The 6,147-nt window shown below is 70.2% G+C and carries 6 protein-coding genes; all 6 read right to left on the minus strand.

Going from position 1 to position 6,147, the window contains the following annotated elements; translation table 11 throughout:
• Window positions 1–46 precede the first annotated feature (46 nt).
• Window positions 47–1,465 carry a cytochrome c oxidase accessory protein CcoG gene (ccoG, locus tag G4D87_RS31845; RefSeq protein ID WP_163786456.1) on the minus strand — a complete coding sequence of 473 codons (1,419 nt, stop codon included), beginning with the start codon at window positions 1,463–1,465 and terminating at the stop codon, window positions 47–49.
• Window positions 1,466–1,486: 21 nt separating this feature from the next.
• Window positions 1,487–2,038 (minus strand): c-type cytochrome, encoded by a 552-nt coding sequence (locus G4D87_RS31850; protein WP_163786457.1) that lies wholly within the window; start codon window positions 2,036–2,038, stop codon window positions 1,487–1,489.
• Entirely contained in the window at window positions 2,028–2,210 is a 183-nt protein-coding gene (locus G4D87_RS31855; protein ID WP_163786458.1) for a cbb3-type cytochrome oxidase subunit 3, read from the minus strand. Before G4D87_RS31855 ends, G4D87_RS31850 begins: the two co-directional genes overlap by 11 nt.
• Window positions 2,210–4,585 carry a cytochrome-c oxidase, cbb3-type subunit I gene (gene ccoN / locus G4D87_RS31860; protein WP_163786459.1) on the minus strand — a complete coding sequence of 792 codons (2,376 nt, stop codon included), beginning with the start codon at window positions 4,583–4,585 and terminating at the stop codon, window positions 2,210–2,212. Before ccoN ends, G4D87_RS31855 begins: the two co-directional genes overlap by 1 nt.
• Window positions 4,586–4,589: 4 nt before the next feature.
• The gene (locus G4D87_RS31865; RefSeq protein ID WP_163786460.1) at window positions 4,590–4,781 is read right to left on the minus strand and encodes a cytochrome oxidase; all 192 of its coding nucleotides are present in this window, start codon (window positions 4,779–4,781) and stop codon (window positions 4,590–4,592) included.
• Window positions 4,778–6,147, minus strand: a 1,370-nt coding sequence (locus G4D87_RS31870; protein ID WP_163786461.1) for an HAD family hydrolase, incomplete at its 5' end; no start/stop codon positions are given. The genes G4D87_RS31865 and G4D87_RS31870, both read right to left, overlap by 4 nt.

Raw genomic sequence — 6,147 nt, forward strand, 5'->3', positions numbered from 1 at the left:
GCGCACCCCTTGCGCCACCGCGCCCCCTGGAGCGGGGCACCTTGCCCTACCCTCCCGTAGGGGCGGGCCCCAGGAACCGGGCCTCCATGCGCTTCACCTCCCCGGAGGCCGCGTCCGCCACCTCGACGGTGAAGTGGAACGGCAGCTCCGTGCCGCTCCGGTCCACGGTGATGAACAGCGGCACCCGGAAGCTCTCCAGCGAGCCGAGCGTCACCTGCGCCTGCGGCACCACCACCTTCGCCGGCACGGGGCTGTCCACGCGAATGGTGAGCACCGTCTCGGAGGGGTTCTTGTTCACCAGGTGCAGCTCGAACTGGTTGCGCACCGTGCCCTGCTCGACGACGTAGGGCATGCCCTGGAAGCGCAGCAGGTTCGCCTCGAAGGGCACGCGCCGCACCAGGCTCAGCGTGAGGCCCACCACCGCCACCAGCATCAACGCGCCGTAGAGGAACAGCCGGGGCCGGAGCACCCGCCGCGGCTGTCCGTCCAGGCCGTTGAGCGAGTCATAACGGATGAGTCCTCGCGGCCGGCCCAGCTTGTCCATGACGCCGTCGCACGCATCCACGCACTGCGCGCACGCCAGGCAGTCCATCTGCAAGCCATTGCGGATATCGATGCCCGTGGGGCACACGGCCACGCACCTGAAGCAGTCCACGCAGTCGCCGCGCGGCGGCGCCGTGGCGCCAGGAGGCACCTTGAGCAGCCGCCCCCGAGGCTCTCCGCGCCGCGTGTCATAGCCGACGATGAGCGAGTCCCCATCCTGCATCGCGGACTGGAGCCGGCCATAGGGACACACCACCACGCAGAGCTGCTCACGGAACCACGCGAAGTTGAAGTACAGCGCGCCCGTCACGACCATGGCCCAGGCGAAGGCCACCGGCGAGGCCACCGGGCCCTCGGACACCATCGCGACGAGCCCACCCGCCGAGACGAAGAGGCTCAAGGCCGCGTGTGAGATGAGCATCGACACGGCCGCGTACGCGCCATGCTTGAGCACCGCCCGCACCACCCGCGCGGGTGTCCAGGGCTCCCGCGCCACCTTCAGCCGCCGCTCCCGGGGCCCATCGAAGAACCGCTCAATCGGGCGATAGAGCGCCTCCAGGAACACCGTCTGGGGACACGCCCAGCCGCACCACACGCGGCCCAGCCACGCGGTGAAGAACAGCAGGCCGAAGCCCACCGACGTCAGCAGGAACAGGACGCGCCAGAAGTCTTGCGCGTTGTACGTGCCGCCAAACAGATAGAAGCGGCGCGCCGCCACGTCCAGGTGCACTGCCGGGTGGCCCCCCACCTCCACCAGCGGCAGGGCCAGATAGACGGCGATGAGGACCGCGAAGCCCACCCGCCGCCGGGTGATGAACCGGCCGCGCACGTCCGCCGGGTGGAGCGCCAGCCGCGAGCCATCCGCGTGGATGGACGTGAGCTGGTCGATGCGCGGGCCATCCCGCCGCGGTTCCGCAGACATGGGCTGTTTCCTCTCCGTGAGCTACGGCTGCTCGGGCTCGCCCTGCGGCGCCTTGCCGCCGGGCGCGTCGGTACCCTTGAGCGTGAGCAGGTAGGCGGTGACGGCCTTGACGCGCTCGGCCCCCAGGGTGCGCTCCCACGCGGGCATGCCCTTGGCCACCACGCCGTCCGCCACGACCTTGTGGATGGCCATGGGGCCGCCGCCGTGCATCCAGTACGCGTCCGTCAGGTTGGGACCAATGAGGCCCTGTCCCTGCGCGCCGTGGCAGGCCGCGCAGTTCGCCTGGAACACCTGCTTGCCGCTGTCCAGGGAGGCCGGGTCCCTGGCCAGCGCGAGCAGAATGTCGTCGGACGCCGGGGTGTTCCCGGACGCGCGCTTCGCCACCTCCGCGGCCTCGGCGGCGTACTCACCGAGCTGTCCGGGCCCCGCCTCGGCGATGTGGTACCAGAACCAGTAGCCCGCGCTGAAGACGATGGACGTCCAGAGGATGAACAGCCACCAGTTGGGCAGGTGGTTGTCGTGCTCCTCGATGCCGTCATAGACGGAGTGCAACAGCGACTTGTCACTGCTCATGGCCGCCCTCCCCCTGCTCGCTCAATGGCATCCGCGCGAGCGCGTCGAAGTCCCCGCTGCGCCGCGCCACGAACACCCAGGCGACGACGCCGAGGAACACCGCGATGAACAGGACCAGGGCGAAGAGGGGCAGCTCGGTGAGCGACATCCCCTGATAGAATTGCTTGTACATCAGCGGCCCTCCTCAATGGCGATGGTGGCGGCGGGCAGACGCGCCGGCGGCGCGGGCGACTTCTCCGGCGGCGCGGGCAGGTCCTGCGGCCCACGTCCCAGGCGCTGGAGGTAGGAGATGATGGCCACCATCTCCGAATCCCACGCCACCTGGACACCCTGCGCCGCCAGGTCCGCGGTGATGCCCTCCGCCTGCGACCTCTGGCGCGCCTCGGCGCCGTCCACGTCCGCGTTGGAGTACGGCACGCCCAGCCGCTGCATCAGCGCCAGCTTCTTCGGCGCGTCCTTCACGACGATGCGCTGCTCGGCCAGCCACGGATACGGCGGCATGTTGGAGCCGGGGCTCGTCGCCCGGGGGTCCATCATGTGCGTGTAGTGCCACAGGTTCGGGTACTTGCCGCCCAGCCGGTGCAGGTCCGGCCCCGTGCGCTTGCTGCCCCACTGGAAGGGGTGGTCGTAGATGAACTCCTCCGCGCGGGACACGTCGCCGTAGCGCTGCGTCTCCGCCACGAAGGGGCGAATCATCTGCGAGTGGCAGGTGTAGCAGCCCTCGCGGACGTAGAGGTCGCGGCCCTGGAGCTCCAGCGGCGAGTACGGCGCCTGCGCCTGGCCGTGCGCCGGCACCGCCTGCTTGAGCATGATGGTGGGCAGCAGCTCCGCCACACCGCCAATCAGGATGGCGATGAGCGTGAGCACCGTGAAGGCCAGCGGCCGGCCCTCGATGAGCCCGAACCACGACGGCCGGCCTGCTTCACGGTCCCTGCGGGTGACAATCCAGGCGAACTCGCCCAGCACGATGATGGCGCCCAGGAGCACCACCGCGCGCACCGGCTTCGCCCACCCGAGGAACATCGTCACGGTGAGGATGGCGATGGCGAACACCAGCGGCCGGCCGGTGACGACCTGCACCCAGCCGGGCGCCGGGGCCCGGGTGGGCGCGGGCGCGGCGGCGGGCGGCTCCACGACGATGGTCGCCTCTCCGTCCACGGCCTTGCCGGCGCGGGCCGTCTTCCACAGGTTCCACGCCATCATGATGAAGCCCACCAGGTACATGGACCCGCCGGCGAAGCGGACGATGTACATGGGCCGGATGGCCAGCAGCGTCTCCACGAAGTTCGGGTAGAGCAGCGTGCCGTCGGGGTTCGCCGCGCGCCACATGAGGCCCTGCGTGACGCCGCTGATCCACATGGAGACCATGTAGAGGAGGATGCCCACCGTCCCGAGCCAGAAGTGCGCGTCCGCCGCCTTGGGCGAGTGCAGCTTCGTGCCGTACAGCCTGGGCACCAGCCAGTAGAACATGCCGGCCGCCATGAAGCCGTTCCACCCCAGCGCGCCGCTGTGGACGTGGCCGACAATCCAGTCCGTGTAGTGGCCCAGCGCGCTCACCGACTTGATGGACAGCAGCGGCCCCTCGAAGGTGGCCATGCCGTAGAAGGTGACGCCCGCGATGAGGAACTTGAGGACGGGGTCCTCGCGCAGCTTGTACCAGGCGCCCTTCAGCGTGAGCAGGCCGTTGAGCATGCCGCCCCACGACGGCGCCCACAGCATGACGCTGAAAATCATGCCCAGCGACTGCGCCCAGTCCGGCAGCGCTGTGTAGAGCAGGTGGTGCGGACCGGCCCAGATGTAGATGAAGACCAGGGCCCAGAAGTGGATGATGGACAGCCGGTACGAATACACCGGCCGCTCCGCCGCCTTGGGCAGGAAGTAATACATGATGCCCAGGATGGGCGTGGTGAGGAAGAAGGCGACGGCGTTGTGGCCGTACCACCACTGCACCAGCGCGTCCTGGACGCCCGCGAAGACGGAGTAGCTCTTCACCCCCGACAGCGGCAGCGCCAGGCTGTTGACGATGTGCAGCACCGCCACCGTGACGATGGTCGCGATGTAGAACCAGATGGCGACGTAGAGGTTCTTCTCGTGGCGCCTGGCCAGCGTCCAGAAGAAGTTGATGGCGAAGACGACCCAGATGACGGCGATGGCCACGTCAATGGGCCACTCCAGCTCCGCGTACTCCTTGGAGGTGGTGATGCCCAGGGGCAGCGAAATCGCCGCCGCGACGATGATGAGCTGCCAGCCCCAGAAGTGGATTTTCGACAGCAGGTCCGACGCCATGCGCGTCTTCAACAGCCGCTGCGTGGAGTAGTAGATGCCCGCGAACATCATGTTGCCCACGAAGGCGAAGATGACCGCGTTCGTGTGCAGCGGGCGCAGGCGGGAGTACGTCGTATAGGGGATGCCCAGGTTCGCCTGCCACCAGGCGAGCTGACTGGCCACCAGCGCCCCTACCGCCATGCCCACGATGCCGAACAGCACCGACGCGATGATGAAGCGCCGGACCGTGGTGTCGTCATAGATGATTCGTTGCTGATGCACGGCTTCACTCCTGGGAAGCGGAGGACGGGGGCTCGGGGGCACGCGGCGCCGGAGCGGCGCTGTCGTCCTCGAGCGGGAAGAGCGAGAGCCGGTCGGCGTGCTCGTGGTCTCGGTGGCGCACGCTGTAGACGAACAGCAGCACCGAGCTGGCGACGAGCATCAGGCTCACGAAGACCTGGAGGACGAGGACGTTCATGCCGGCACCTCCCGCAGCGGCGGCGTGGGCGTGGCGACGGCGCGCTCGCGTGAGGCGGACAGCCACCACACGGTGAAGAGCACGGTGGCCAGACTGGTCGCGGGCATGGCCACGGCGGCGCGCAGGGGCGTCATCCAGCCGGCCAGGCACACGGAGACGGCGACCCCGTTGTAGCCCACCGCCAGGACCAGCAGCCGGCGCACCACCTGGCGCAGCCGGGCCGACAACCGCAGTGCCTCGCGGATGGCGCCCAGGCCTTCGCCCAGGAGGAAGAAGTCGCTCTTGCCCGGCAACACCGGCCGGTCGATGGCGGGCGTTCCCGCGCAGAGGGCTCGCTCGAAGGCGAGGCTGTCGTTGACGCCGTCACCCAGGTACAGCGTGTCCGCCGCGTCCAGCTTCGCGACAGCCTCGGCCTTGTCCTCCGGACGCTGGCCGCTCAGGGTGTGCTGGGTGGGGATGCCCAGCGCGGCGGCCAGCTCCTTCACGCGGCCCTGGCTGTCCCCGGAGATGAGCCACACCTCGCGGCCCTCGTCCTGGAGCGCCTGGACCTCGCGGCGCGCGTCGGGACGGACCGACTCCCGGAGCTGGAAGAAGGCCACCGGCACGCCGTCCCGCGTGAGCACCGGGCCCGCCGCGAGCCCCGAACCGGACAGGAGGACCTCCACACGCGGCGCGTCCACCGTCCGCGCCTCGGTGGCCCAGTCCGCGCGGCCCAGCCGCCAGCGCACACCGTCTCGATTCAACTCCAATCCCTGGCCCGCGAGCTCCGCCACACGCGCCTCCGGGTTGAAGCGCGCGCCCTCCCGGAGCAGCGCGGCCGCCAGGCACCGGCTGGCGGGGTGGTTGCTGCGCGACACCAGGTCGAAGGCGACGTCTCTCGACGCGGGCGCCAACCCCGCCACGGCGGCGCGGTCCACCAGCTCCAGCCGCCCCAAGGTCAGCGTCCCCGTCTTGTCGAAGAGCACCTTTCGCACGCGGGGCAGCCGGTCCAGCAGGTCCGTGCTCCGGATGAAGAAGCCGCCGCGGCGCAGGCGCGCCTGGACCAGCTCGTAGGCCAGCGGCGTGGCGATGCCGATGGCGCACGGGCACGTCACCACCAGCAGCGCCACCGCCACCTCCAGCGCCTTGTCCGGCCCGGCGGGCCACCACAGCGCGAGCCCCAACGCGGAGACGAAGAGCACCGTGACGACCCAGCGGCGCGACACGCGGTCCCAGAAGCGGGTGTGCAGCGCGGCCCCCCCCACCGCCGTGGGCGCGCGACGCAGCAACGCCACCAGCGGCGAGTCGGCGAAGGCCTGCTTCGCCTGGACACGCACGGCCTCGCGTCCGGCGTTGAACGCGCCCGCGGGCAGCGCCCCCCCCTGCC

Origin of the sequence: Myxococcus vastator (genome assembly GCF_010894475.1) — a bacterium.
Classification (GTDB): domain Bacteria; phylum Myxococcota; class Myxococcia; order Myxococcales; family Myxococcaceae; genus Myxococcus; species Myxococcus vastator.